Origin of the sequence: Streptomyces triticagri (assembly GCF_003429565.1) — a bacterium.
Lineage (GTDB): Bacteria > Actinomycetota > Actinomycetes > Streptomycetales > Streptomycetaceae > Streptomyces > Streptomyces triticagri.
The window spans coordinates 11,619-36,696 of the sequence record NZ_QUAK01000112.1 but is presented as its reverse complement, the minus strand read 5'-3'; the positions used below and the strand labels follow the sequence as shown (position 1 = coordinate 36,696).

At 70.2% G+C, this 25,078-nt stretch carries 24 protein-coding genes; 12 read left to right on the top strand and 12 right to left on the bottom strand.

Going from position 1 to position 25,078, the window contains the following annotated elements:
* Positions 1–7: 7 nt before the first annotated feature.
* The 4 genes from DY218_RS20590 to DY218_RS20570 all read right to left on the bottom strand — a co-directional run bounded on the left by DY218_RS20590 (position 8) and on the right by DY218_RS20570 (position 4,340).
* Positions 8–466: a YciI family protein gene (locus DY218_RS20590; protein WP_128557570.1), complete on the bottom strand. Its 459-nt coding sequence runs from the start codon at positions 464–466 to the stop codon at positions 8–10.
* A 493-nt stretch (positions 467–959) separates the two neighbouring features.
* A complete protein-coding gene (locus DY218_RS20580) occupies positions 960–1,556 on the bottom strand; it encodes a GNAT family N-acetyltransferase (RefSeq protein WP_128557568.1) in 597 nt (198 codons plus the stop codon).
* A 265-nt stretch (positions 1,557–1,821) separates the two neighbouring features.
* Complete coding sequence (locus tag DY218_RS20575) at positions 1,822–2,943, bottom strand: family 2 encapsulin nanocompartment cargo protein polyprenyl transferase (RefSeq protein ID WP_128557567.1); 1,122 nt, start codon at positions 2,941–2,943, stop codon at positions 1,822–1,824.
* Positions 2,934–4,340 (bottom strand): family 2B encapsulin nanocompartment shell protein, encoded by a 1,407-nt coding sequence (locus DY218_RS20570; protein WP_128557566.1) that lies wholly within the window; start codon positions 4,338–4,340, stop codon positions 2,934–2,936. The genes DY218_RS20575 and DY218_RS20570 overlap by 10 nt, the downstream gene beginning before the upstream one ends.
* A gap of 281 nt (positions 4,341–4,621) precedes the next feature.
* Between DY218_RS20570 and DY218_RS20565 the strand changes: the two genes are divergently transcribed.
* From DY218_RS20565 to DY218_RS20555, 3 genes are all read left to right on the top strand, one after another.
* Positions 4,622–4,855, top strand: coding sequence for a hypothetical protein (locus DY218_RS20565; RefSeq protein ID WP_128557565.1), 234 nt, complete (start codon positions 4,622–4,624; stop codon positions 4,853–4,855).
* Between the two features lie 115 nt (positions 4,856–4,970).
* The gene (locus DY218_RS20560; RefSeq protein WP_199566811.1) at positions 4,971–5,561 is read left to right on the top strand and encodes an N-acetylmuramoyl-L-alanine amidase; all 591 of its coding nucleotides are present in this window, start codon (positions 4,971–4,973) and stop codon (positions 5,559–5,561) included.
* Positions 5,562–5,582: 21 nt separating this feature from the next.
* A complete protein-coding gene (locus DY218_RS20555) occupies positions 5,583–6,485 on the top strand; it encodes a 1-aminocyclopropane-1-carboxylate deaminase/D-cysteine desulfhydrase (protein WP_128557563.1) in 903 nt (300 codons plus the stop codon).
* A 42-nt stretch (positions 6,486–6,527) separates the two neighbouring features.
* On the opposite strand, the gene DY218_RS20550 is transcribed toward DY218_RS20555, so the two are convergent.
* The gene (locus tag DY218_RS20550; RefSeq protein ID WP_128557562.1) at positions 6,528–8,126 is read right to left on the bottom strand and encodes a Na+/H+ antiporter; all 1,599 of its coding nucleotides are present in this window, start codon (positions 8,124–8,126) and stop codon (positions 6,528–6,530) included.
* 62 nt (positions 8,127–8,188) lie between these two features.
* Between DY218_RS20550 and DY218_RS20545 the strand changes: the two genes are divergently transcribed.
* The 3 genes from DY218_RS20545 (at position 8,189) to DY218_RS20535 (ending at position 10,130) form a co-directional block, all read left to right on the top strand.
* Entirely contained in the window at positions 8,189–8,449 is a 261-nt protein-coding gene (locus tag DY218_RS20545; protein ID WP_128557561.1) for a UBP-type zinc finger domain-containing protein, read from the top strand.
* A gap of 248 nt (positions 8,450–8,697) precedes the next feature.
* Positions 8,698–9,111, top strand: coding sequence for an ATP-binding protein (locus tag DY218_RS20540; RefSeq protein ID WP_128557560.1), 414 nt, complete (start codon positions 8,698–8,700; stop codon positions 9,109–9,111).
* On the top strand, positions 9,108–10,130 hold the full coding sequence (locus tag DY218_RS20535; protein WP_128557559.1) for an RNA polymerase sigma factor SigF: 1,023 nt from the start codon (positions 9,108–9,110) through the stop codon (positions 10,128–10,130). The genes DY218_RS20540 and DY218_RS20535 overlap by 4 nt, the downstream gene beginning before the upstream one ends.
* A gap of 42 nt (positions 10,131–10,172) precedes the next feature.
* Here DY218_RS20535 and DY218_RS20530 read toward each other — a convergent pair whose 3' ends face one another.
* Positions 10,173–10,676 (bottom strand): hypothetical protein, encoded by a 504-nt coding sequence (locus tag DY218_RS20530; protein ID WP_233521733.1) that lies wholly within the window; start codon positions 10,674–10,676, stop codon positions 10,173–10,175.
* Between DY218_RS20530 and DY218_RS20525 the strand changes: the two genes are divergently transcribed.
* Both DY218_RS20525 and DY218_RS20520 read left to right on the top strand, forming a co-directional pair.
* Positions 10,675–11,643, top strand: a complete 969-nt coding sequence (locus DY218_RS20525) for a diacylglycerol/lipid kinase family protein (RefSeq protein ID WP_128557557.1) — start codon at positions 10,675–10,677, stop codon at positions 11,641–11,643. The two genes, DY218_RS20530 and DY218_RS20525, sit on opposite strands and share 2 nt — an antisense overlap.
* Positions 11,644–11,961: 318 nt before the next feature.
* Positions 11,962–12,219 carry a WhiB family transcriptional regulator gene (locus tag DY218_RS20520; RefSeq protein WP_040248489.1) on the top strand — a complete coding sequence of 86 codons (258 nt, stop codon included), beginning with the start codon at positions 11,962–11,964 and terminating at the stop codon, positions 12,217–12,219.
* A gap of 169 nt (positions 12,220–12,388) precedes the next feature.
* On the opposite strand, the gene DY218_RS20515 is transcribed toward DY218_RS20520, so the two are convergent.
* Entirely contained in the window at positions 12,389–13,870 is a 1,482-nt protein-coding gene (locus DY218_RS20515; RefSeq protein ID WP_128557603.1) for a sensor histidine kinase, read from the bottom strand.
* A 414-nt stretch (positions 13,871–14,284) separates the two neighbouring features.
* Positions 14,285–15,355 (bottom strand): SIS domain-containing protein, encoded by a 1,071-nt coding sequence (locus DY218_RS20510; RefSeq protein ID WP_128557556.1) that lies wholly within the window; start codon positions 15,353–15,355, stop codon positions 14,285–14,287.
* A 230-nt stretch (positions 15,356–15,585) separates the two neighbouring features.
* Here DY218_RS20510 and nagB point away from each other — a divergent pair, with 230 nt between their 5' ends.
* Positions 15,586–16,371: a glucosamine-6-phosphate deaminase gene (gene nagB, locus DY218_RS20505; RefSeq protein WP_128557602.1), complete on the top strand. Its 786-nt coding sequence runs from the start codon at positions 15,586–15,588 to the stop codon at positions 16,369–16,371.
* Positions 16,372–16,512: 141 nt separating this feature from the next.
* On the opposite strand, the gene DY218_RS20500 is transcribed toward nagB, so the two are convergent.
* The 4 genes from DY218_RS20500 to DY218_RS20485 all read right to left on the bottom strand — a co-directional run bounded on the left by DY218_RS20500 (position 16,513) and on the right by DY218_RS20485 (position 21,339).
* A complete protein-coding gene (locus DY218_RS20500; protein ID WP_128557555.1) occupies positions 16,513–18,033 on the bottom strand; it encodes a glycoside hydrolase family 3 protein in 1,521 nt (506 codons plus the stop codon).
* 10 nt (positions 18,034–18,043) lie between these two features.
* On the bottom strand, positions 18,044–18,934 hold the full coding sequence (locus DY218_RS20495) for a carbohydrate ABC transporter permease (RefSeq protein ID WP_128557554.1): 891 nt from the start codon (positions 18,932–18,934) through the stop codon (positions 18,044–18,046).
* The gene (locus DY218_RS20490; RefSeq protein WP_128557553.1) at positions 18,931–19,941 is read right to left on the bottom strand and encodes a carbohydrate ABC transporter permease; all 1,011 of its coding nucleotides are present in this window, start codon (positions 19,939–19,941) and stop codon (positions 18,931–18,933) included. Before DY218_RS20490 ends, DY218_RS20495 begins: the two co-directional genes overlap by 4 nt.
* 96 nt (positions 19,942–20,037) lie before the next feature.
* Positions 20,038–21,339 carry a sugar ABC transporter substrate-binding protein gene (locus DY218_RS20485; RefSeq protein ID WP_128557552.1) on the bottom strand — a complete coding sequence of 434 codons (1,302 nt, stop codon included), beginning with the start codon at positions 21,337–21,339 and terminating at the stop codon, positions 20,038–20,040.
* Positions 21,340–21,673: 334 nt separating this feature from the next.
* Here DY218_RS20485 and DY218_RS20480 point away from each other — a divergent pair, with 334 nt between their 5' ends.
* From DY218_RS20480 to DY218_RS20470, 3 genes are all read left to right on the top strand, one after another.
* On the top strand, positions 21,674–22,447 hold the full coding sequence (locus DY218_RS20480) for a GntR family transcriptional regulator (protein WP_128557601.1): 774 nt from the start codon (positions 21,674–21,676) through the stop codon (positions 22,445–22,447).
* A gap of 148 nt (positions 22,448–22,595) precedes the next feature.
* Positions 22,596–24,806 (top strand): carbon starvation CstA family protein, encoded by a 2,211-nt coding sequence (locus tag DY218_RS20475; protein WP_199566810.1) that lies wholly within the window; start codon positions 22,596–22,598, stop codon positions 24,804–24,806.
* On the top strand, positions 24,803–25,027 hold the full coding sequence (locus DY218_RS20470; RefSeq protein ID WP_128557551.1) for a CstA-like transporter-associated (seleno)protein: 225 nt from the start codon (positions 24,803–24,805) through the stop codon (positions 25,025–25,027). Before DY218_RS20475 ends, DY218_RS20470 begins: the two co-directional genes overlap by 4 nt.
* Positions 25,028–25,078 lie beyond the last annotated feature (51 nt).

Here is a 25,078-nt window from a genome sequence, read left to right as displayed (position 1 = left end):
CGGCCGTTCAGCGGGTCGTGCTCTTCAGCCGGTCTTCGGCGTCGGCCACGGCCGCCGGGTCGTCGACTCCGCCCTGGATCTCCCGGATGACGACCGGGTACTCGGTGCTGCCCTCCGGAACCGGACACTGCGCGACGCGGCCGGCGATCTCGGTGACGCGGTCGAGGCTCTCGCACTCGAGCACCCAGTAGCCGGCCAGGAGTTCCTTGATCTCGCCGTAGGGGCCGTCCGTCACGACGGGCTTCCCGTCACTGCCCGCGGTGACGTATCGGGCCTTGCCCGGCTCACCGAGGCCCTGTGCGTCGACCAGCTCGCCCGATTCGGCGAGATCGTCGTTGATCGCGGACATGTGGGCGAACATCGCCTCCATCTCCTGCTCGTTCCACGCCGGGCTGCCCGGGGAAGGGTTTCCGGTCATCCCCTCGTAGTCCGCCTGGCTGCCGAGAACCATCACCAGATACTTCATGAGTCCCACTCCTTCGTCCCTGCCGCCGCCCCTCGCGGGCGGCTTTCACGGGTACGTCGGAGCCGGACCCACGTCCTCGACATCCCGCGGGGCCGGATTTCAGCTTTTTCCGTCGGGCCGGACGTCCCGGTCGGGCCGGATCTCCCGGCCGGGCCGCTTTCTGGAATGGCGTCCGATCTTCTTCACGGGTTCCGGCTCGCCCTCCACATATGCGTGGCACTGCTCGTTGTGGCAGGGGCCGGGACCCCAGACGGGGACGAATGCCCCGAGAACCTTACGGCGTCGTACGACCGTCTCCACCGGTCGCTTGCAGGCCGGACAGACGAGGCCGCCCTGCGAAGACTCGGTGTGGGCCGCGTCTTCGGCGTCTTTGCCCATATGCCCAGGTTAGGCGGGAATCGGCAGGTCGACCAGGTGTGCGTCACGGCCCGTGCCCGCGGAGGTACGCGCCGCGGCCGGCCCGGGAGCCCGGGCGAGCCGCGGGAACCGCGCCTCAGACGCCCTGGGGTTCGCGCCACATCGGGAACATCGGTGGACCGTCGGGCAGCTGGAGCGGCCTGTCCCTGAGCCGGAAGCCGAGTCGCTCGTACAGCTCCCGGCTGCGCACATTGCTCGCCTCCAGATAGGCGGCGAGGCCCTCCCGGTCGCAGCGGTCGAGCACCTCGCCGAGCAGCGCGCTGCCGAGCCCCCGGCCCTGCTCGCCGTCCGCCACCGCGACCAGGAGCAGATAGGCGTGCTCCCGGTGGTACGGGTGTATCGCGCCGGTCAACCGGCCGACCAGCTCGGCCCGTTCATTGTCCGGGTCCGACGCCTCCCGCATGAGGGCCGGGGTGTCGTCCTCGCCCTCGGGCTCACCGGCGGGCACCTGCAGCCACAGGGCGACGGCCGTGCCGTCCTCCGTCATGTCCACCCAGCCCTCGCCGAGCGCCGCATCCAGGAAGCAGCCCATGAAGCGGCCGTGCGTCTCCGCGCGCCTCGCCTCGTCCGGGAAGACCCAGCTGCTGACCGGGTCGTCGTGAAAGGTCTCCTCGAGAAGCCGCACCAGGGCCTCCCGATCGCTCTCGCCCGCCCTGCGCACCGTCACGCCCATCCCGGTCCTCACTCCTCAACAACCGCTGCCGCACTGTCCGTTGGCAGCGTAGGCGATCACCTCCCCGGTGTTCGGATTCCTCGTTCGATCGGTCCCCCCGCACAGGGTTCGGTCCTGCGCGAGGTNAGGCGATCACCTCCCCGGTGTTCGGATTCCTCGTTCGATCGGTCCCCCCGCACAGGGTTCGGTCCTGCGCGAGGTTCGGCGGCGCTGCGCGAGGGGTCCGGCCGGCCGGACCCCTCGCGCAGGCTGGAGTGCCGCGGCCTCAGTGCGTCCGGCGCGTGACGAACTCCGCCAGAGCCAGCAGACCTCCCGCCCGGTCGGGATCGGGCACGGCCCGGGACAGCTGGTGCACGGCTCGGGCCATCCGGTCCGCGGCCTGCGCCTGCGCCCAGTCGCGGCCGCCCGCCCGGTCCACGGCGTCCGCGGCCCGGTCCACCGCTGCGGGGTCCGTCGATCCGGCATAGTACGCGGCCAGTTCGGCCCCCGCAGCCGTACCCGAGGTGAGCGCGGCCACCACCGGGAGCGACTTCTTCCGGGCGACGAGATCGGCGCCCGCGGGCTTGCCCGTACGAGCCGGATCACCCCAGATGCCGATCACGTCGTCGATGAGCTGGAAGGCGAGACCGGCCTGGCGCCCGAAGCCGTCCATCGCCTCCACCTCGTCCGGCTCCGCGCCCGCATACAGGGCACCGAGGGCGCAGGCGCAGCCGAGCAGTGCTCCCGTCTTGGCCTCGGCCATCGCCAGGCACTCCTCGAGCGTCACCTCCCCGGGAGGCCGGTGCTCCAGTGCACAGTCCGCCTGCTGGCCCGCGCAGAGCTCGATCACACAGCCGGCCAGTCGCGCCGCGGCCCGGGCCGCGGCCGGATGCGAGTCCTCGGCGAGCAGCCGTACGGCGAGCGCCTGCAGGGCGTCCCCGGCGAGCACCGCGTCCGCGTCCCCGAAGACCGTCCAGACCGTCGGCCGGTGTCTGCGGGTGTGGTCGCGGTCGATGACGTCGTCGTGCAGCAGGGTGAAGTTGTGGGTCAACTCCACTGCTGCCGCCGCCCGTGCGGCCGCCGCCGGCTGCCCGCCGGTCGCCCGCGCCGCGGCGAACACCAGACCCGGCCGGATCGCCTTGCCCGACTGCCCGGTGACGGGTGTGCCGTCGACCGCCTCCCAGCCGAGGTGGTACCGGGCGATCCGGCCGAGCGGCTCCGGCAGCAGCGCGACGGCCCTGCGCAGCTCGGGCTCGACCGCCTGCCGGGTCCGCTCCAGGAGGTCGGCGGCCTCCTGGCCGTCGGCAGCGCCGTCCGGCCCGGCCCTGGTCCCGCGGCCCTGGGCGGGCACGGCGGCGGGCCACGCCCCTGCCGTCTCCGTCGTCCCCGCCGTCCCGGTCACCTCCATCGGCCGATCTCCACGTTCTCCAGGACCCCGAGGGCGTCCGGGACCAGGACCGCGGCCGAGTAGTAGGCGGTGACGAGGTACGACATGATCGCCTGCTCGCTGATGCCCATGAAGCGGACGGACAGGCTCGGTTCGATCTCGTCGGGGATGCCGGCCTGCTGCAGACCGATCACGCCGGCGTCCTCCTCGCCGGTCCGCATGCACAGGATCGAGGTCGTCCTGGCGTCGCTGATCGGGATCTTGTTGCACGGGAAGATCGGGACGCCGCGCCAGGCGGGGACGTGGTGGCCGGCCACCTCCACCGTGTCCGGGTAGACGCCGCGCCTGGTGCACTCACGTCCGAAGGCCGAGATCGCCCGGGGGTGGGCCAGGAACATCTTGGATCCGCGCCTGCGGCTGAGCAGTTCGTCCATGTCGTCGGGGCTGGGCACACCGGCGTGCGGCTGCAGTCGCTGGTCGTACTCGCAGTTGCTGAGGAGGCCGAATTCGCGGTTGTTGACCAGTTCGTGCTCCTGGCGCTCCTTGAGTGCCTCGACGGTGAGCCGGAGCTGCTGCTCGGTCTGGTTCATGGGCTGGTTGTAGAGGTCGGCGACCCGGGTGTGGATGCGCAGCACGGTCTGGGCGACGCTCAGTTCGTACTCGCGGGGCGCCGCGTCGTAGTCGACGTAGGTGCCCGGGATGTCGGCCTCGCCGACATGGCCTGCGGAGAGGTCGATCTCCTTCTCGCCGTACTTGTTGGTCCGCTGGGCGGGGACCGCGTGCAGTCCGGCGAGGTGGGTGCGCAGGGAGTCCGCGCGCTCGGCGAGCTGTGCGACGTCCTGCCGGGACAGGGCGAGGACGGTGCAGGCGGTGGCGGCGCGCGCCGTGTACTCCCAGATGGCGTCCGGGTCGGCGAGGCACTGGTCGCCGAAGTAGGCGCCGTCGGCCAGGACGCCCAGCACCGCGTCGTCGCCGTACGGTCCGGTGCCGAGCTTCTCCGCGCGGCCGTGGGCGAGCAGATACACCTCGTCCACCGCGCTGCCGAAGGACGCGATGGTCTCGCCCGGGCCGAACTCCCGCTGCCTGCACCGCTGTGCGAGCTCCTCGAGGACGGCGAGGTCCTCGAACCGGCGCAGCGCCGGAAGTTCGCCGAGCTCGGCCGGGATGACCCGGACCTGGTCCCCGGTCTTCACGAAGGTGACGCGACCGTCGCCCACCGAGTAGCTCAGCCTGCGGTTCACCCGGTACGTGCCGCCCTGCACCTGCACCCAGGGCAGCATGCGAAGGAGCCAGCGGGAGCTGATCTCCTGCATCTGCGGGGTGGACTTGGTCGTGGTGGCCAGATTCCGTGCGGCCCCCGTGGCAAGGCTCTGCTGCGGCCTGCCCTGCTCCGTACGGATCTCTTCGCCTACCGACATGTATGTGCCTCCAGATCGTGCAACGGCAATGCGCTGACGTGCAGAAAGCAGCGTTCCAGCACGCTTCGTGTCTGCGCCATTACACAAACGAGGGGGAATGGATCACCGCGGTCGGGGAAGCGGCCCATCGAGCCGGCGGCCGACCCGAAGCGTGATCACACACGGTCGGGCGCGAGCAAATACGGGCAATTGCAAAGGGGGCCGCCGGCGGGGAACTCCAAGATCGGCCGCTCCGTTCACCGAGTGCAACGCACCGACCGCACGTCGAAGAGGAGAAGACGATGGCTGGCTTCCTGGATCGCGCCAAGGAGCAGGCGCAGCGCGGCATCACGCAGGGCAAGCAGAAGATCGACGAGGTCCAGATGCAGCGCGCCGGCACCGACCTGCTCAAGAAGCTGGGCGTCGCGTACTACGAGGAGAAGCGCGGCACCGGCAGCCCGCAGGCCACCCAGCAGGCCTTGCAGGCCCTCGAATCACACATCGCGGCGAACGGGGACGGCTTCCTCAGGAGCTGACCGGATCGAGTCGTTCCGGGGGTGAACGGCTGGTCGGGGACCGGACATTGGGGTAGAAGCGGCGTACGAGGCGGCTCGCGACCAGCGGCCGCCGCACTGCGCAAGGGAGACGGCCATGGCCCCACCCATGTCTGCCGATCGGTTCCTCGAGGCCCTGAAGGACGAGGGCCTGACCGTGGTCGAGGTCGGCAACTGGCGTGAGCACAACCGCAATCACAAGGGCCCCTGGGGCCCGGTGCACGGCGTGATGATCCATCACACGGTGACGTCCGGCAGCGCACGCACGGTCGAGATCTGCCGTGACGGATACGCCTCGCTGCCGGGCCCGCTGTGTCACGGCGTCATCACCAAGGACGGCCGGGTCCACCTCGTCGGATACGGCAGGGCCAATCACGCCGGCATGGGCGATGACGACGTCCTGCGCGCCGTCATCGCCGAAAAGCGCCTCCCCCCGGACAACGAGGCGAACACGGACGGCAACCGCCACTTCTACGGCTTCGAATGCGAGAACTTGGGCGACGGCGAGGACCCCTGGCCCGCCGCCCAGCTCGAGGCCATCGAGAAGGCGTCGGCGGCCCTGCTCCGGGTCCACGGGTGGAACGCCCCATCGGTGATCGGCCACCTCGAATGGCAGCCGGGCAAGGTCGATCCGCGCGGCTTCACGATGGACGCGATGCGCGAGCGCATTGCCGAGCGCCTGAAGTGACTCACCGGTGACAATGGACGGGTGAACGCGCACCAGGACCACGGCCTGCGGCCGAGCATCCCGTCTCCCCTGACGGAGATCGAGGACGCGCGCTTCACCCGTCGCGGCATCCGCCTCCTGCTCAAGCGCGACGATCTGATCCACCAGGCCCTCCCGGGCAACAAATGGCGCAAACTCGCCCCAAATCTGACGGCCGCCGCGGACCGCACCCTGGTGACCTTCGGCGGCGCGTACTCCAACCACCTGCGCGCCGCCGCGGCCGCGGGCCGGCTGCTCGGCTTCCGCACGGTCGGCTTCGTACGGGGCGACGAACTGACCGGCAGACCGCTGAATCCATCGCTCGCCCAGTGCGCGGCCGACGGCATGCGGCTCCACTTCATCGACCGATCGACGTATCGACAAGTGACCGACCCGCTCGTCCTGGACGAGGTGCTGGCCGGCGCCGCCCTCACGGGCCCGGTGCACATCGTCCCCGAGGGCGGCAGCAACACCCTGGGCGTGACCGGCTGTCTGCCCCTCGGCACAGAGCTGCGCGGCCGCGCGGACGTGGTCGGCGTGGCCTGCGGCACCGGTGGCACGCTGGCCGGCCTGGCCGCGGGCCTCGCCCCGGGACAGCGTGCGATCGGCGTCGCCGTGCTGCGCGGCGGCTTCCTGAGCGCCGAGGTGGCCCGGCTGCAGCAGGAGGCGTTCGGCGGACCACGCGGCGAGTGGCACGTCGAGGACGGCTTCCACTGCGGCGGCTACGCCCGCTCCACACCCGAACTCGAGGCGTTCGCAGCGGACTTCGAGGACCGGCACGGACTGCCGGTGGAGCGTCTGTACGTCGCCAAGATGCTCCTCGCCCTCACGTCACTCGCCGAGCGGGGCGCCTTCCGCCCGGGCACCCGGATCGCCGCAGTGATCACCGGCCGCCGCGAGCCCTGAACCCCGGCCCACGCAACCACCCCCGGGCCGTCGGCCAGATACTCACAGCTCCTCTTCCCGGTACGCCGCCGCCTCCTCGAGATCGAGCCTCCGCAGCAGGGTCCGCAGCATCTCGTCGTCGATGCGCCGCCGGTCGCGCAGCGCCACGAACACCTCGCGCTCGGCCGCGATCATCTCCCTGGCCAGCCGCCGGTAAGTGTCGTCCGCACTCTCCCCGGTCACCGCGTCGACCGCGCCGAGCCGCTCCCACACCGCATTGCGGCGGCGTTCGAGCACGGTGCGCAGCCGGTCGGCGAGCGGCGGAGGCAGGCTGTTGTGCTCGTCCGCGAGAAGTTCGTCGAGGCGCTGCTGCGCGGCCGCCGAGGCCTCGCTCTGGGCCTGCGCCTCGACGAGAGTGTCCGCGCGGACGTCGCGCCGGGGCAGCCGCAGCCGGCGGATCAGGGCCGGCAGGCTCAGTCCCTGCACGACGAGGGTGCCGATCACGGTGGTGAAGGTGAGGAACAGGACAAGATTCCGCGCCGGGAAGTCCGAACCGTCGTCGACGGTCAGCGGGACGGAGAAGGCGATGGCCAGCGAGACCACCCCGCGCATCCCGGCCCAGCCCACGATCAGCGGCCGCGTCCAGTCGGTGTCCGCCTCCCGCTCCCGGATCCGAGCGGACAGCATCCGCGGCAGATACGTCGCCGGGTACACCCACACGAACCGGGTGACCACCACGATCAGGAAGACCGCGACCGCGTACCAGGCGACCTGCACGCCCGCGTACTCGCCGAGGTCGCGCAGCACCACCGGCAGCTGCAGTCCGATCAGCGCGAACACCGCCGACTCCAGGACGAAGCCGACCATCCGCCACACCGCGGCCTCCTGCAGCCTGGTCGCGAAGTCCACCTGCCAGGAACGGTGGCCGAGATACAGCGCCACGACCACCACCGCCAGCACCCCGGACGCATGCACCTGCTCCGCCACCGCATAGGCGACGAACGGGATCAGGAGCGACAGCGTGTTCTGCAGCAGGGCCTCGTCGAGATGGGTGCGCAGCCAGTGCAGCGGCACCATCAGGACGAGTCCCACCCCGACCCCGCCGACCGCGGCGAGCGCGAACTCGCCGACGCCCGCCGCCCAGCTCGCGCCCTCCCCCACGGCCGCCGCGAGGGCCACCTTGTAGGCGGTGATCGCGGTGGCGTCGTTCACCAGGGACTCGCCCTGCAGGATCGTGGTGATCCGGGACGGCAGTCCGACCCGACGCGCGATCGCGGTGGCCGCGACCGCGTCCGGCGGGGCGATCACCGCACCGAGCACAAGGGCCGCGGTCAGCGGCAGATCCGGCACGAGCTGGTGCACCGCCCACCCGACGGCGACTGTGGCGAAGAGCACGTACCCCACCGAAAGCAGCGCCACGGGACGCCAGTTGGCCCGCAGATCCAGATACGAGCTCTCCACACCGGCGGTGTACAGCAGGGGCGGCAGCAGCAGCGGCAGCACGATGTGCGGATCGAGCTCGTACTCCGGCACTCCCGGCAGATACGAGACGAGCAGCCCCACGGCGACGAGCAGCAAGGGCGCGGGGACCGGGGTGCGCCGGGCGGCACCGGCCACGGCCGTGCTCCCGGCGACCAGGAGGAGCAGGGGCAGGGTTTCCATCGGCAGCACATCCCGTCCGGCAGTACGTCCCGTTCCGCGGGCCTCGACGTAACCTGCCAATCATGGATGAATGCCAGCATGTGGCCCTGCTGCCACAGCCGGAACCGACGCCGCTCGGCGCGAGCTGTCCGGCCTGCGACGCCGTCGGCGCCCACCCCGTGCAGCTGCGCCTCTGCCTGGTCTGCGGGCACGTCGGCTGCTGCGACTCGTCCCCGCTGCGCCATGCCACGGGGCACTTCGAGGCGACCGGCCATCCCGTGATGCGCAGCTTCGAGCCGGGCGAGGATTGGCGGTGGTGTTTCGTGGACGGTTCGATCGTCTGACGCCTGGGTACGTCAACCCGGCGCGCGCTCTTCCCAATTGGGCCCGCAGACCCCTGCCACTGTGCGTACCCGAAGGCCTACTATGAGTGACAGGAAGGCCGGGGGTCACCGGGACACGGAGCCGAGGAGCGCGATAGCGTCACCGCTGGAACACGGGAGCGTCACCCCGTGCGACGCTGTGCCGGACCCACCGCTGCGCCGCGGTGGACCGTCGACTCGAATGAGCTTGTACCACCTTGGAGGTGAGGGTGTCCCAGATCGCAGGCGAGCCCGGGACGCAGGACTTCGTGGAAGTCCGGCTGCCGGCTGCGGGTGCCTATCTCTCAGTGCTGCGTACGGCCACGGCCGGTCTCGCGGCACGTTTGGACTTCACCCTCGACGAGATCGAGGATCTGCGTATCGCGGTCGACGAGGCCTGCGCGATCCTCCTGCAGCAGGCCGTTCCGGGCTCCGTACTCAGCTGCGTCTTCCGCCTGGTCGACGACTCCCTGGAGGTCACGGTGTCGGCGCCGACCACCGACGGCCGGGCACCCGAGCGCGACACCTTCGCCTGGACGGTGCTCTCGGCCCTCGCCGGCAAGGTCGAATCGACGGTCGCCGACGACCGCACGGTCTCGATCAGCCTCTACAAACAGCGCGGCGCGGGACCCGGGCCGGCGTGAGCGGGGACGGGCCCGTGCGGGACGGGGAGCACGGCACACGCAGGCCCTCCGCCGCGGACACCGGCGGCAGGGACGGCACATCGCGCGCCGCCGGCATCCCGGAGCAGCAGGCCCGGCCGCACCCACAGGAATCTCAGGAGCAAGCGGTACGGCGGACGGGACGTGATGACGGGGGCGAGCATGAGGCGCTCACCGGCCGGGTCGACGGCGGGCGACGGGCGGGACACATGACGGATCACGAGGACAGGCACGACAAGCACGATCCGCACGACCGCAGCGGCGCGCGGGCGCTCTTCCTCGAGCTGCGCAAGCTGCCCCCGGACAGCGCGGAGTACGCGGATCTGCGCAATCGCCTGGTCCGTATGCATCTGCCGCTCGTCGAGCACCTGGCCCGCCGCTTCCGCAACCGCGGCGAGCCCCTCGACGACCTGACCCAGGTGGCCACCATCGGCCTGATCAAGTCGGTGGACCGCTTCGACCCCGAGCGGGGCGTCGAGTTCTCGACGTACGCGACCCCGACGGTGGTCGGCGAGATCAAGCGCCACTTCCGCGACAAGGGCTGGGCGGTACGGGTCCCACGCCGGCTGCAGGAGCTGCGGCTCTCCCTGACGACCGCGACCGCGGAGCTCTCCCAGCTGCACGGCCGCTCCCCCACCGTGCACGAGCTGGCCCAGAAGCTCGGCATCTCGGAGGAGGAGGTCCTCGAGGGACTCGAATCGGCCAATGCGTACTCGACGCTGTCCCTGGACGTCCCGGACACGGACGACGAGTCACCTGCGGTGGCCGACACGCTCGGCGCGGAGGACGAGGCTCTGGAGGGCGTCGAGTACCGGGAGTCGCTCAAGCCGCTGCTCGAGGACCTGCCACCGCGCGAGAAGCGCATCCTGCTGCTGCGCTTCTTCGCGAACATGACCCAGTCGCAGATCGCCCAGGAAGTCGGCATCTCCCAGATGCACGTGTCCCGGCTGCTCGCCAGGACCCTGGCCCAGCTCCGCGAGAAGCTCCTCGTCGAGGAGTGAGTGACGGCCCCGGGCCCGTATCCGCACGCGGCGGGTACGGGCCTACGCCGTGTCGCGCGGCCCGATGCCCAGGGCCTCGGTGGACTCCGGATTGAGCAGCAGGGCGAGTGTGGTGATCGCCACAGCGGCGAGTGCGATACCGCCGGGGATGAGCAGGCTGTCCGCCTGCAGCAGCTGCCAGGCGACGGGCAGCGCGAGGATCTGGGTGACCAGGACCGGACCGCGGGCCCAGCGGCGCAGCTTGAGCAGTCCGCGGGCGGCGATCAGCGGCAGCGCGGCGAGCACGATCATGGTGACGCCGCCGGTCACGGCCTGCTCGGCGCTGTCCGGACTGCCGAAGACCCCCTCGACGAGGAGATAGCCGCCGGCCGCCACGAGGGCCAGCCCTTCGAGGGCGGCCAGTGCGGCGGCGGCGGTCAGCCGCACGGGGCGGGGACCCTGGTCGTTCGTGGTGTCGTCGAGCCTGCTCACCCCTGCAGGGTAGCCCCGGCCGCCCGGGGGCTGGCCCTGTGCCCGGTGGAGGGCGGTAGGTACGCTGCATCGCATGCGTGCACTCCTCGTCGTCAATCCGGCTGCCACCACGACCAGTGCGCGCACTCGTGACGTACTGATCCACGCCCTCGCCAGCGAGATGAAGCTCGAGGCCGTGACCACCGAGTACCGCGGTCACGCCCGCGACCTCGGCAGGCAGGCGGCGGAGAGCAAGGACATCGACCTTGTGGTCGCCCTCGGCGGCGACGGCACGGTCAACGAGGTGGTGAACGGCCTGCTGCACGCCGGCCCGCAGCCGGACTCGCTGCCCGGTCTCGCGGTGGTGCCCGGCGGCTCCACCAATGTGTTCGCCCGCGCCCTCGGTCTGCCGAACGACCCGGTGGAGGCGACCGGCGCCCTGCTCGACGCCCTGCGCACCGGCAGCGAACGCACGGTCGGCCTCGGACTGACCGCAGGCACCCCGGGCACCGAGGACGAGGCGGTGCCGCCCCGCTGGTTCACCTTCAGCGCCGGCCTCGGCTTCGACGCGGGTGTGGTCGGCCGGGTCGAGCAGCAGCGGGAGCGCGGCAAGCGCTCGACACATGCCCTGTATGTGCGCCAGGTGGTACGCCAGTTCCTCGGCGAGGCCGACCGGCGGCACGGGACGATCACCCTGGACCGGCCGGGCGAGGACCCGGTCGAGGATCTGGTCGTGTCCATAGTCAGCAACACGTCGCCCTGGTCGTTCCTGGGGAACAAGCCGCTGTATCCGACGCCGGACGCGTCCTTCGACACCGGCCTCGACGTGCTCGGACTCAAGAAACTCTCGACTCCCGCCGTGACCCGCTACGGCACCCAACTGCTGATGTCGACGCCCGAACGCGGCCCGCGCGGCAAGAACGCGGTCACGCTCCACGACCTCTCGAGCTTCACCTTGCATTCGAAGGTGCCCCTGCCCCTGCAGATGGACGGTGACCATCTGGGGCTGCGGACGAGCGTGACGTTCACAGGCGTTCGCCGTGCACTGCGTGTGATTGTGTGAGTGGAAGGGCCTAAAGTCCTTTCACTCGAACGTTTAGGCCAGGGTCCACCCCATGGAAGTACGGCTGTGACCTAGTCGACACCGAGGAATCAAAAAAAACTTCTCGGAAGGGGTTGTATCCGCAGCCGAGGTTTGCGAATCTCTACATGGCGCTCAGGACGGCCCGCACCACCGGCCCCACAGAGAGCCCGAACCCCCTCCTCAAACGCAAGGACGACGCCAGTCATCTGGTGGTCGCCCCTTCCCTTGCGGAGGGATTCGTGAAAGCGTTCACATTCACAAGCACAAGTGTCCGAAACACCAAGAGAGGTAGCAGCCATGGACTGGCGTCACAACGCCGTTTGCCGCGAGGAAGACCCCGAGCTGTTCTTCCCCATCGGCAACACCGGTCCTGCGCTGCTGCAGATCGAGGAAGCCAAGGCCGTCTGCCGTCGCTGCCCCGTCGTGGAGCAGTGCCTGCAGTGGGCGCTCGAGTCCGGCCAGGACTCCGGCGTCTGGGGTGGCCTCAGCGAGGACGAGCGCCGCGCGATGAAGCGCCGCGCCGCTCGCAACCGGGCCCGCCAGGCCAGCGCCTGACGCCCCACCCCATCACGAGCCTGAGCCCGGCGGCGCGTACGGCGAGTACGCATCTCCCGCCCCCGAGCCGCAGCGCGCAGTACCCTCAATGCGCTCAGCCGTAGACAGTGAAGCCCCGGACCGCACCACGGTCCGGGGCTCACTGTTGTGCGGCTACCGGGTTGTGCGGCTACTGATCGGGGCGGACCTTCTCGGCTCGGACCGGAATGTCGAGGATCACCCGCGTACCGCGCTCCGGCGCCGGGACCATGTCGAAGGTGCCGCCCAACTCCCCCTCGACCAGGGTGCGTACGATCTGCAGGCCCAGATTGCCCGCCTGCCGGACGTCGAAGCCTTCGGGCAGCCCCACGCCGTCGTCCTGCACGGTGACGAGCAGCCGGCGCTCCTTGCTGGTGCCGCCGCGGACCGCGGAGACCTCGACGGTGCCGTGCTCGCCCTCGCCGAAGCCGTGTTCCAGGGCGTTCTGCAGTACCTCGGTGAGGACCATCGACAGGGGCGTGGCGACCTCGGCGTCCAGGATGCCGAAGCGGCCGGTGCGCCGTCCGGTGACCTTGCCCGGTGAGATCTCGGCGACCATCGCGAGCACCCGGTCGGCGATCTCGTCGAACTCGACGCGCTCGTCCAGGTTCTGGGACAGCGTCTCGTGGACGATGGCGATGGAGCCGACCCGACGTACCGCCTCCTCCAGGGCCTCGCGGCCGCGCTCCGAGCCGATGCGCCGGGCCTGCAGTCTGAGCAGGGCGGCCACCGTCTGCAGGTTGTTCTTCACCCGGTGGTGGATCTCCCGGATGGTGGCGTCCTTGGTGATCAACTCCCGTTCGCGGCGGCGCAGTTCCGTGACGTCGCGGCAGAGCACCAGGGAGCCGATGCGGGTGCCCTTCGGCTTGAGCGGGATCGCGCGGAGCTGGATGACGCCGTCGTCGCCCTCGACCTCGGTCTCGCGCGGGGCGTAGCCGCTGGCGAGTTTGACCAGGGCTTCGTCCACCGGGCCGCGGGACGGGGCGAGTTCGGCCGTGGCGGTGCCGAGGTGGTGGCCGACCAGATCGGCGGCGAGGCCGAGCCGGTGGTACGCGGAGAGGGCGTTGGGCGAGGCGTACTGGACGATGCCGTCGGCGTCGAGCCGGATGAGTCCGTCGCCGACGCGCGGCGAGGCGTCCATGTCGACCTGCTGGTCGGGGAAGGGGAAGGAACCCGCGGCGATCATCTGGGCCAGGTCGGACGCCGACTGCAGATAGGTGAGTTCGAGGCGGGACGGGGTGCGGACGGTGAGCAGATTGGTGTTGCGGGCGATGACGCCGAGGACCCGGCCGTCCCGGCGTACCGGGATGGACTCGACTCGGACCGGCACCTCCTCTCGCCACTCCGGGTCCCCCTCGCGCACGATGCGCCCGTCGTCGAGCGCGGCGTCCAGGAGCGGGCGGCGGCCGCGCGGGACCAGGTGCCCGACCATGTCGTCCTGGTACGAGGTGGGGCCGGTGTTGGGCCGCATCTGGGCGACCGAGACATAGCGCGTGCCGTCCCGGGTCGGGACCCACAGGACCAGGTCGGCGAACGAGAGGTCGGAGAGCAGCTGCCACTCCGAGACCAGCAGATGCAGCCACTCGAGGTCGGTGTCGCCGAGGGCGGTGTGCTGGCGTACGAGTTCGTTCATGGAGGGCACGGGCCGAGCGTACCCGGCCGGGAGTCGTGCCTGGTCACGGCCGGTGGGCGGGCCCCGCAGACACCCGCGGGCCGCGGCGCTCGGGAGGGACCCTCAGCCCTCCCGGCACCGCAGCCCGGGTTGCATCGGCCGGCGGGTGTGCGGTCCCGGCGGCCGAGTGGAGGCTCCGGCGCAGTCAGGGCAGAGAGCGCCGGTGCCTCGCTCCGCTCTCCTGTGCGGGGAGAGCGGGAGCCTGTCCACTCCAGGGTGGACTACTGCATTGTGGACTAGACCATTCTCCGGTGTCCATGCGTGCGGCGGTGTGAGTTTCCGTGGTTTTCTCCAACAGGTACCGATGGCACCGTACGAAGGCCCTGCACCCAGGAGCACGGCGGGTGTGCCGCAGCGGTTCACCGGTCGCGGCGCTCAGCGGGTCTCGGTGACCTTCGCCAGGGCGCGCGGGGCGTCGGGGTCCTGGCCACGGGCGATGGTCACCTCGTAGGCGAGCAGCTGCAGCGGGATGATCTCGAGGATCGGCTGCACCTCCTCGGCGACGCCCGCGGTGGGGAGTTCGAAGCCGGCCGAAGCCGCTTCCACCTGTGCCTTCGGGCCGATCACCACGAGGTCGGCGCCGCGGCCGCGCAGCCGGTCGAGTACGGGCTGCAGGGCTTCGCCGCCGCGGCCGTCGGTGACGACGGCGATCACCGGAGAGATGTTGTCGACCATGGCGAGCGGGCCGTGCAGCAGGTCGGCACCGGAGTACGACAGAGCGGGGATGTAGCTGGTCTCCATCAGCTTGAGGGCGGCCTCCTTGGCGGTCGGGTATCCGTAGCCGCGGGAGGTGATGACCATGCGTTCGGCGAAGCGGTAGCGGGCGGCGAGCCCGCGCACCTCGTCCTGGCGCGCGAGCAGCCCGGCGGCCTGGTCCGGCAGCCCGTCCGCCGCGGCGCCGTCGCCGCCGCGCAGGCCCTCGACGAAGAGGTAGAGGGCGAGCAGGGACGCGGTGTACGTCTTGGTCGCGGGCAGTGCCCGCTCCGGTCCGGCCAGGATGTCGAGGTGGAACTCGGAGACGGCGGCGAGCGGCGAGTCCGGGTTGTTGGTCACCGCGAGCGTGATCGCGCCGGCCTCGCGCGCGGCCCGTGTCGAGGCCACCAGGTCCGGTGAGCCACCGGACTGGCTGACGGTGATCACCAGCACGTCGGTGAGGTCCGGCTTCGCCCCGTACGCCGTGGTGGTGGACATCGAGGCGAGGCCGCAGGGCAGACCGAGCCGGATCTCCAGCAGGTACTTCGCGTACAGGGCGGCGTTGTCGGAGGTGCCGCGGGCGGTGAGCAGGACGAAGCGCGGGTTCTTGGCGGCGATCCGGGCGGCGGTCTCGCGGATGCGTGGCGCACCGTCCGTGAGGATGCGGCGCAGCACCGCGGGCTGCTCCGCCATCTCGCCGGACATGATGCTGCCCGGTCGCTCGCTGTGCCGGGCGCTCGTCGTGGCGGACATTCCGGTCTTCCTCCCAGGGGCGGCCGCGGGGCTGTTCCAAGTCGACCACGGGGGTCGCCGCCGTCGCCAGCCGGAGCCGCGGGTGATCCCGGGCCGCCCGGTCGCGGTGCGCCCGGTCGCGGTGCGTCCGGGCGGAGCAGTAGCGGGTGTGCCGATGGGCACACTCTGCTAGATTGGTCTATACCACATGCAGTGACCCGATGCCCCTTCACCAGATCGGCAGGCCAAGCGTGGAAGTTGTCATCGTCCCGGACGCCAAGGCAGGCGGAGAGCTCATCGCGGAGGCCATGGCCGGCCTGCTGCGGCGCAAGCCCGACGCATTGCTCGGCGTGGCCACCGGCTCCACGCCGCTGCCGATCTACGAGGCGCTGACGGCCAAGGCCGGCGCCGGCGAGGTGGACGCCTCGCGGGCCCGGATCTGCCAGCTCGACGAGTACGTGGGACTGCCCGCCGGGCACCCCGAGTCGTACCGCTCGGTGGTGCTGCGCGAGGTCGTTGCGCCGCTGGGGCTCGGCGAGGACTCCTTCATGGGTCCGGACGGCAGCGCCGAGGACGTGCAGGGTGCGTGCGAGGCGTACGACCAGGCCCTTGCCGACGCCGGCGGGGTCGATCTGCAACTGCTCGGCATCGGCACCGACGGGCACATCGGCTTCAACGAGCCCTGCTCGTCGCTTGCTTCGCGCACCCGGATCAAGACGCTCACCGAGCAGACCCGGGTGGACAACGCCCGGTTCTTCGACGGTGACATCGAGCAGGTCCCGCACCATGTGATCACCCAGGGCATCGGCACCATCCTGGAGGCCAGGCACCTGGTGCTGCTCGCCACGGGCGAGGGCAAGGCCGATGCGGTGGCCGCGACGGTCGAGGGCCCGGTGGCCGCCGTGGTGCCCGCCTCGGCGCTGCAGCTGCACCGGCACGCGACGGTGGTGGTCGACGAGGCGGCGGCGTCCAAGCTGAAGCTGGCCGACTACTTCCGGCACGCCTACGTCAACAAGCCGGACTGGCAGGGGATCTGACGCCTCTCCCCCGCACGCACGACTGCCGGGCACCCGTCATGGGGTGCCCGGCAGTCGTGCGTCGTACGGACGGATCCCGAGCCGCACCGCCGACGCACGCGGCCGGCTCGGGCACTCGTCTACGGCCGGTGATCACCTCGGCTACCGACGGCCGGTGATCACCTCTGCCGCGGCCACGGCGCAGACCCGGGCCGCGCCGTGCGTGGCGAGGTGCAGGGCGCCGCACGGCGGGGCGCCCGGGACGCCCATCTCGACGACGACCGACTCGGGCCGGGCGGCGAGCAGTTCGTCCAAGGCGGACGCCATCCAGGGGTGACGGTGCACGTCGCGGACCACGGCGACCACCCGCCGGTCCCCCGCGGCCGCCAGGAGGCCCGCCACGAGGGTGCGTACGTCCGCCTCGGCGTCCGCCCCCGCGTAGCTGCCGGTCTCGGTGCCGGGCAGCAGGCGCGCCAGCTCCGCGGCGACGCCCCAGGGGGTCTCGTCGCCCACGGCGATGTTGGCGACCGGCGTGAAGGCCGCGACGTAGGGGGCCTCGGTCAGCGGCTCGACCACGGTCTCGGTGCGGGTGACCCGCAGCGCCCGGCGGGCCGCGACCAGGCCGATGTCGGTGCGCGGGGCGACCGGTTCGCGGTGCGCGGCGGAGGAGGCCGCCGCGGTCCACTCGCCGAGCGCCCGTACCCGCGCTGCCGCGTCGGCGAGGCGCTCCTCGGGCAGTTCGCCGGACTTCACCGCGGCGACCAGCGCGTCGCGCAGTCGCAGCACGGTGTCCTCGTCGGCGAGTCCGCCGCCCACACAGATGGCGTCCGCGCCGGCCGCGATGGCGAGCACACTGCCGCGCTCGATGCCGTACGTGGCGGAGATCGCCTGCATCTCCATGCCGTCGGTGACGATCAGGCCGTCGTGGCCCAGCTCCCGGCGCAGCAGTCCGGCGAGGATGGCCGGGCTGAGCGTGGCCGGGTGGGTGGCGTCCAGGGCCGGCAGCAGGATGTGCGCGCTCATCACGGCCTTGGTGCCGGCCTCGATGGCCGCACGGAACGGCACCAGCTCGCGGACCCGCAGGGTGTCCGGGTCGGCGTCGATGCGCGGCATCGCGTGGTGCGAGTCCACCGAGGTGTCGCCGTGTCCGGGGAAGTGCTTGGCGCAGGCGGCCACGCCGGCCGACTGCAGACCGGTGATGTACGCGGCGGTGTGCCGGGCGACGAGGTCCGGGTCTGCGCCGAAGGAGCGTACGCCGATCACCGGGTTCTCGGAGTTGGAGTTGACGTCGGCGGACGGCGCCCAGTTGAGGTTGACTCCGCAGGCGGCGAGCCGGCGGCCCAGTTCGGTGGCCACCTGGCGGGTGAGCTCGGGGTCGTCGACGGCGCCGAGGGCGTGGTTGCCGGGGAACGACGAGCCGGTGCGCACCTCGAGCCGGGTGACGTCGCCGCCCTCCTCGTCGATGGCGACCAGTACGTCACCGCGCTCGGCGCGCAACTGGGCGGTGAGCGCGGCCAGTTGCTCCTCGGAGGCGATGTTCCGGCCGAACAGGCCGACGGAGTGCAGACCTTCGTCGATCCTGCGCAGCAGCCAGTCGGGGGCGGTGGTCCCGGTGAAGCCGGGCTGCAGGACGGTGAGGACGTCGCGGGTGAGCGTGTCCGTGCCGCGGGCGAGTGTGGTCATGGAGGCGGAGTCATCCCTTCACAGCGCCGGAGGTGAGCCCCGTGGCCATCTTCTTCTGGATGATCATGAAGAAGATCACCACCGGCAGGGCGATCATGGTGGACGCGGCCATCAGCGCGCCGTAGTCGGTGCCTCGCTCGGTGGTGAAGGTCATCAGCCACACGTTGAGCGTGTACTTGTCGTTGTCGTTCATCAGGATGTACGCGAAGAGGTACTCGTTCCACGCGTTCACCAGGGCGAAGATCGACGCGGCCGCGAGACCGGGGGCGAGCAGCGGGAACACCACCCGGCGGAAGGCACCCATCCGGGTGCACCCGTCGACCATCGCGGACTCCTCGAGCTCCACCGGGATGTTGACCACGAAGCCGCGGATCATCACGACCGCGAACGGCAGTGTGGAGACCAGATAGACGACGATCAGGCCCCAGTACTCGTTCAGCCCGCCCATCGAGTTCAGCTGGGCGTAGATCGGGATCAGCATCGCGGTCGGCGGCAGCATCTGGACCAGGATGAGCACGAGCAGCAGGGACTTGCGTCCGAAGAACCGGAAGCGGCCGATCGCCAGGGCCGCGAAGGTCGCGATGATCATGCCGCCGAGCACGGCCGTGATGGAGACGATCAGGCTCGACTGGATCGCGGTGCCGAAGTTCGCCTGCTTCGCGGCCCGCGCGAAGTTGTCGAAGGTGATCGACGACGGCCACAGGGTCTGGTCGTACGACCGGATCTCGTGGTTCGGGCGCAGGGCGCTGACGATCAGCCAGTAGACGGGGAAGGCCATCACGGCGGCGACGGCCAGGCCGATGACGTTGTAGCCGAAGCGGGACTTCTTGCGGTCGGGGCGCAGCACGCGCGGCTCGGACGGAGCGGCCGGCGTACGGCTCACCGGGGCGGAGGCGCTCATTCGACCTCTCCTGTCTTGATCAGCTGACGCAGGTAGTACACGGCGACGCCGGACAGCAGGACGACCGTGATCAGGGCGATGGCGGTGCCCTGGCTGAAGGAGGTGGACTCGAAGGCCTTGGAGAACGAGTAGAGGCCGAGGGTCTCGTACTCGGGCTCGGGCTTGTTGCCGCGCAGCAGCCAGATCTGGCCGAACACGTTGAAGTCCCAGATCACCGAGAGCGTGGTGACCATGATGAAGACGGGCTTGATGACCGGCCAGGTGACGAACCGGTAGACGCTGAAGGGGCTCGCGCCGTCCAACTGGGCTGCTTCTTCGAGCTCCTTGGGCACCTGGGTGAGCGCGGCGTACAGGGTGATGACCGCGAACGGGATGGCGCCCCAGACGACCAGGCAGATGATGACCGCGAAGCCCTGCCAGGGGTTGAGGAACCAGTTGTGGCCGAGGAAGTCCTCCCCCGCGACCTTGGCGATCAGGGTGTTGAGCAGTCCGTAGTCGGAGTCCGCGAGCCAGCGGAAGATGGACGAGGCGACGAGCAGCGGCATCGACCAGGCGGCGATCAGGGCCACGGTCAGGGTGAGGCGGACCCAGGTGGTCAGGCGCTGCATGAGGAGGGCGATCAGCAGGCCGAGACCCATGGTGAGCACCACGCACACGGTCATGAAGAGCACGGTGCGTCCGGTGACGCTCCAGAACTCCGAGTCGCCCAGGATGTTGGTGAATTGATCGAGCCCGACCCAGGGCGGTGACTCACCGGTCCACAGCTCGCGGCGCCCCATGTCCTGGAAGGACATGATCACCGTACGAGCCAGGGGGTAGGCGTATACGGCGGCGATCGCCACGATGGCCGGGAGGATCAGGAGGTAGGGAAGAAGGCCGTTCCTCCCTCGCCCCGCGCGGCCCTTTCCGCCGCTCCCCGATGGTGCGGGCGGCCGGGTGCCCGGTTCGTTCACGCCCCCGGCGACGGGGGCCTTCGCTTCTACGGCCTGGGTGTCGGCGGCAGTCACGTGGGGGACCTTCCGTTTGTTCTCTGCACCGAAAGGGGCGGCCGGGCGGCGACCCGTACCGACGCGTCGCCGCCCACCGCCCGGGAGCCTGTTGGCTCAGGACTCCTTGTTGATCAGCTCGTCGATCTTGGCGTCGGCCTTCTTGGTGGCCGCGTCCACGGAGCCGCCCTTGAGGATGTCGAGGAGCAGGTTCTCCAGGACCTCCTCCTTCTCGATCGAGGTCCAGCCGGGTGCGATCGGCGTGAACCAGGCCTCGGGCACGGCCTTCGCGGCCGGCGCGGTGGCCGGCTTCTTGGTCAGCGGCTCGAGCTGCTTGGTGTTGTTCGGCAGGATGTCCTTGGAGGCGAGGACCTCCTGGGACTTCTCGCTGGTGTACATCGAGATCCACTCCTCGCCCAGGTCCGCGGACTTGGACTTGGCGGTCACCGCGAGGTCGGAGCCGCCGATGAAGGAGGGCAGCGGCTTGCCGTTCGGGCCGGGCATCGCGGCGACGTCGATCTTGCCCTTGAGCTTGGGGTTGCCGCTCTTGCCCTCGACGACCGAGCCGGCCTCCCAGCCGTTGCCGTAGATGACGGCGGCCTTGGAGTTGGCGACCACGTTGGCGTGGTCCTGCTCGTCCTTCGTCTGGTCGGCCTTGTTGTACTTCTTGACCAGGTTCACGAAGTGCTCGATGCCCTGCTTGGACTTGGCGCTGGAGAGGGCGCCCTTCCACTCCTTCGAGCCCTCGTCGTACGTGGCGATCTCGCCGCCGTAGGCGTGCACGTACGACATCGCGGCGTACCAGTAACGGCCGGGCAGGTAGAGCGAGGAGAAGCGCTTGTCCTTGGTGCCGTACTCCTTCTGCACGTCGTCCATCGCCGCGAGGAACTCGTCCTCGGTGGTGGGCAGCTTGTCGCTGTCCGTGCCCTTCTTCACCATCTCCTTGTTGAAGACGGCGACTCGGGCGCCGGCGTAGTAGGGGACGCAGTACTGCTTGCCCTCGAACGAGCAGGTGTCCTTGAGGCCCTGGATCCAGGTGTCGGAGTTGTCGTACTTCTTGGGGTCGATCTCGGCGAGCGCACCGTTGAGGATGTACTGCATGGTCTCGGTGTTGCCGAGCTCGACGACGTCGGGGAACTTGTCCCCGCCGAGTGCGGTGTCCAGCTTCTTGGCCTTGTCGGCCCACTGCTGGTACTGCACCTTGACGTTGACCTTCGGGTACTTCTTCTTGAACTGGGCGTTGACGTCCTTGACCAGCTCCGGCCAGGTGCTCTGCGCATCGACCATCAGCCACACGGTCAGCGTCTCGTCCCGGTCCTTCGGGTCCTTCGACGAGTTGGAACTGCCGGAATCACCACACGCGGCCATCGAGAACATCATGCCCGCGACACCGATCGCGGCTATCAGCTTGCGCTTCACGCCACCCTCCTCAGGGATGCTCACAACCCCCCTGCCCGCTGCGTGAGATACGCCAAGTACTGCCGTGGGGCCGGGATCTGGTCTTTAATGGTGTAGACCAGTACGGGGAGCTTGGCCTAGACCTTTAGGGGTGTCAAGGGTGTATAAGAGGGGTCGCACATCCCGTTACCGGACCGACACCTGAGCGACTACGGCGGGTGCCGGGCAGGCCGTGCCACGATGTGAGCCGCGACAGACGGAGGAGCCGGTGACGGCAGCAGCACAGGAGCCGCAGCGCGGTACCGCACGCAGTGCGACGACCGCGAACGCCGGCCGGGAGACGGGTGGGTCGAGCATGGGCAGCACGCAGGGCGCGACGGCCACACCGTCGGCCGAACCGGCCGCGGCCGGACGCACCGCGCGCGTGCCCAAGTACTACCGACTGAAGAAGCACTTGCTCGACATGACCGAGACGCTGCCGCCCGGCACCCCGGTCCCGCCCGAGCGCACGCTGGCCGCCGAGTTCGACACCTCCCGCACCACCGTGCGCCAGGCCCTGCAGGAGCTCGTCGTCGAGGGGCGGCTCGAGCGCATCCAGGGCAAGGGCACCTTCGTCGCCAAGCCGAAGGTCTCGCAGGCGCTCCAACTCACCTCGTACACCGAGGACATGAGGGCCCAAGGGCTCGAACCGACCTCGCAGCTCCTGGACATCGGCTACATCACCGCCGACGACCGGCTCGCCGGACTGCTCGACATCGCCGCGGGCGGCAGGGTGCTGCGCATCGAGCGGCTGCGCCTGGCGAGTGGCGAGCCGATGGCCATCGAGACGACCCATCTGTCCGCCAAGCGCTTCCCCGCGCTGCGCCGTTCGCTGGTCAAGTACACCTCTCTCTACACGGCGCTCTCCGAGGTATACGACGTCCATCTGGCCGAGGCCGAGGAGACCATCGAGACCTCGCTCGCGACCCCGCGCGAGGCCGGGCTGCTCGGCACCGACGTCGGACTGCCGATGCTGATGCTTTCGCGGCACTCGCTCGACGGTTCGAGTCACCCGGTCGAGTGGGTGCGGTCGGTCTACCGCGGTGACCGGTACAAGTTCGTGGCACGGCTCAAGAGGCCGCAGGACTGAGGCGGTTGGCGGGTTGTCCCGATTCGGTTCCACCGGACCCCGATTTGTGTCCGTACCGATATGCGGACGGGGGGTGACTCCCTGCGAGACAGTCCTCTAGATTTCCAGCGCATTAATACGTGGGGGATCTAGGGGACGGAGCCCACCGATGTCAGAGCCGACACCGACGCCACCGACGACGACACCGCCGGAGGACGCACGGAGACTGACGCCCAAGGCCATCGCCGGATGGTCACTCGTGGCCGTCATCGGCGCGGTGGGCTGGGTCGTACTCGCACTCGCCCGTGGCGAGGAGGTGTCGGCCGTCTGGATGCTCGCTGCGGCACTCGGCTCCTACGCCATCGCCTACCGCTTCTACGCGAAGTGGATCCAGTACAAGGTCCTCAAGGCCGACCGCACCCGTGCGACACCGGCCGAACGCCTCAACAACGGCGTGGACTTCCACCCCACGGACCGCCGGGTGCTCTTCGGGCACCACTTCGCTGCGGTGGCCGGCGCGGGCCCGCTGGTCGGTCCGATCCTCGCCGCCCAGATGGGTTATCTGCCGGGCACCATCTGGATCGTGGCCGGCGTGATCTTCGCCGGTGCCGTCCAGGACATGGTGGTCCTGTTCTTCTCGACGCGGCGGGACGGGCGTTCGCTCGGGCAGATCGCGCGCGACGAGATCGGGCCGCTGGGCGGTGCCGCGGCGCTCGTCGCGGTGTTCATGATCATGATCATCCTGCTCGCGGTGCTCGCCCTGGTCATCGTGAACGCCCTGGCCGACTCGCCCTGGGGCGTCTTCTCGATCGGCATGACGATCCCGATCGCCCTGTTCATGGGCTTCTATCTGCGTACGCTCCGCCCTGGCAGGGTCACCGAGGTCTCGCTCATCGGTGTCGCACTGCTGCTGCTCGCGATCGTGGCCGGCGGCTGGGTCGCCGAGTCCTCGCTCGCCGACACCTTCACGCTCGAGGCGGGCACGCTCGTCATCTGGATGGTCATCTACGGCTTCGTGGCCTCGGTCCTGCCGGTGTGGATGCTGCTCGCGCCGCGCGACTACCTGTCGACGTTCATGAAGGTCGGCACGATCGTGCTGCTCGCCGTCGGAGTCGTCATCGCGCTGCCGACGCTGCAGATGGAGGGCGTCACCAAGTTCGCCTTCGAGGAGACCGGGCCGGTCTTCGCCGGGTCGCTCTTCCCGTTCGTCTTCATCACGATCGCCTGTGGCGCGCTCTCCGGCTTCCACGCGCTGGTCTCCTCGGGCACCACCCCGAAGATGATCCAGAAGGAGACCCAGGTCCGGATGATCGGCTACGGGGCGATGCTCACCGAGTCGTTCGTCGCGATCATGGCCCTGATCTGCGCCTGCATCATCGATCCCGGTCTGTACTTCGCGATGAACGCGCCGGCCGGAGTCATCGGCACCACCGTGGAGTCCGCCTCGCAGGCGGTCGCCGGACTCGGCTTCAGCATCTCGCCGAACGATCTCGCGCAGGCCGCCAAGGACGTGGAGGAGGCCAGCCTGCTCTCCCGTACGGGCGGTGCACCGACCTTCGCGCTCGGCATGTCCGAGATCTTCTCCTCGGTGATCGGCGGGGCCGGACTCAAGGCCTTCTGGTACCACTTCGCGATCATGTTCGAGGCGCTGTTCATCCTCACCACCGTGGACGCCGGCACCCGGGTCGGCCGCTTCATGCTCCAGGACATGCTGGGCAACGTCTACAAGCCGATGAAGGACGTCAGCTGGAAGCCGGGCGTCTGGATCGCCAGCGCCGTCGTGGTCGGCGGCTGGGGCTACTTCCTCTGGGTCGGCGTGCACGACCCGCTGGGCGGCATCAACCAGCTCTTCCCGCTGTTCGGCATCGCCAACCAGCTGCTCGCCGCGGTCGCTCTGGCGGTCTGCACCACGCTCCTGGTGAAGTCGGGGCGGCTCAAGTACGCCTGGATCACGGCCGTACCACTCGCCTGGGACGCGGCGGTCACCCTGACCGCGAGCTGGCAGAAGGTGTTCTCCGGCGACCCGGCCGTGGGCTTCTTCTCGCAGCGCGCCAAGTACCAGGACGGCATCGAGGCCGGTGAGGTGCTCCCGCCCGCGAAGTCGATGGACGACATGCACACCGTGGTCACCAACTCCACGGTGGACGGGGTCCTTTCGATCCTCTTCGCGGTCCTCATCATCATCGTCCTCGCGGACGCGGCCCGGGTCTGCTACAAGGTCATCCGGGATCCGCAGAGCGCGAAGCTCGCCGAGGTGAAGTACGTGGAGTCCAAACTGGTCGCGCCGGACGGGATGTTCCCGACGCAGCGCGAGAAGGCCGAACTCGCCGCGGTCGGTGCGGCGTCCGAGCCGGCGGACGGGGACGGGGGCCGGTCGTGACCGCGGGCGCCGGGACCGCCGCCGCAGGCCGGGTCCGGCACTTCGCGAGCCGATTCCGTTACTACTGGCGGGAGTTGACCGGCGAGGCGACGTACGACCGGTACGTGGCGCACACCCGGTCCTGCAGTCCGGACGCGGAGGTCATGACCCGCCGCGAGTTCGAACGCAGCCGCACGGACGCGCAGGAGGCGGACCCCCGCGAAGGCTTCCGCTGCTGCTGAGCCGGGCGCGGGCCGGGCGGCCTCTTCGGAGGGCGCCCGGCCCGTTGTCGG

Bases quoted from the DNA above. Each gene is read 5' to 3' on its own strand.
- DY218_RS20590 (WP_128557570.1), bottom strand. From the start codon at position 466: ATGAAGTATCTGGTGATGGTTCTCGGCAGCCAGGCGGACTACGAGGGG.
- DY218_RS20580 (WP_128557568.1), bottom strand. From the start codon at position 1,556: ATGGGCGTGACGGTGCGCAGGGCGGGCGAGAGCGATCGGGAGGCCCTG.
- DY218_RS20575 (WP_128557567.1), bottom strand. From the start codon at position 2,943: ATGGAGGTGACCGGGACGGCGGGGACGACGGAGACGGCAGGGGCGTGG.
- DY218_RS20570 (WP_128557566.1), bottom strand. From the start codon at position 4,340: ATGTCGGTAGGCGAAGAGATCCGTACGGAGCAGGGCAGGCCGCAGCAG.
- DY218_RS20565 (WP_128557565.1), top strand. From the start codon at position 4,622: ATGGCTGGCTTCCTGGATCGCGCCAAGGAGCAGGCGCAGCGCGGCATC.
- DY218_RS20560 (WP_199566811.1), top strand. From the start codon at position 4,971: ATGGCCCCACCCATGTCTGCCGATCGGTTCCTCGAGGCCCTGAAGGAC.
- DY218_RS20550 (WP_128557562.1), bottom strand. From the start codon at position 8,126: ATGGAAACCCTGCCCCTGCTCCTCCTGGTCGCCGGGAGCACGGCCGTG.
- DY218_RS20545 (WP_128557561.1), top strand. From the start codon at position 8,189: ATGGATGAATGCCAGCATGTGGCCCTGCTGCCACAGCCGGAACCGACG.
- DY218_RS20525 (WP_128557557.1), top strand. From the start codon at position 10,675: ATGCGTGCACTCCTCGTCGTCAATCCGGCTGCCACCACGACCAGTGCG.
- DY218_RS20530 (WP_233521733.1), bottom strand. From the start codon at position 10,676: ATGCGATGCAGCGTACCTACCGCCCTCCACCGGGCACAGGGCCAGCCC.
- DY218_RS20520 (WP_040248489.1), top strand. From the start codon at position 11,962: ATGGACTGGCGTCACAACGCCGTTTGCCGCGAGGAAGACCCCGAGCTG.
- DY218_RS20515 (WP_128557603.1), bottom strand. From the start codon at position 13,870: ATGAACGAACTCGTACGCCAGCACACCGCCCTCGGCGACACCGACCTC.
- DY218_RS20510 (WP_128557556.1), bottom strand. From the start codon at position 15,355: ATGTCCGCCACGACGAGCGCCCGGCACAGCGAGCGACCGGGCAGCATC.
- DY218_RS20500 (WP_128557555.1), bottom strand. From the start codon at position 18,033: ATGACCACACTCGCCCGCGGCACGGACACGCTCACCCGCGACGTCCTC.
- DY218_RS20495 (WP_128557554.1), bottom strand. From the start codon at position 18,934: ATGAGCGCCTCCGCCCCGGTGAGCCGTACGCCGGCCGCTCCGTCCGAG.
- DY218_RS20480 (WP_128557601.1), top strand. From the start codon at position 21,674: ATGGGCAGCACGCAGGGCGCGACGGCCACACCGTCGGCCGAACCGGCC.
- DY218_RS20475 (WP_199566810.1), top strand. From the start codon at position 22,596: ATGTCAGAGCCGACACCGACGCCACCGACGACGACACCGCCGGAGGAC.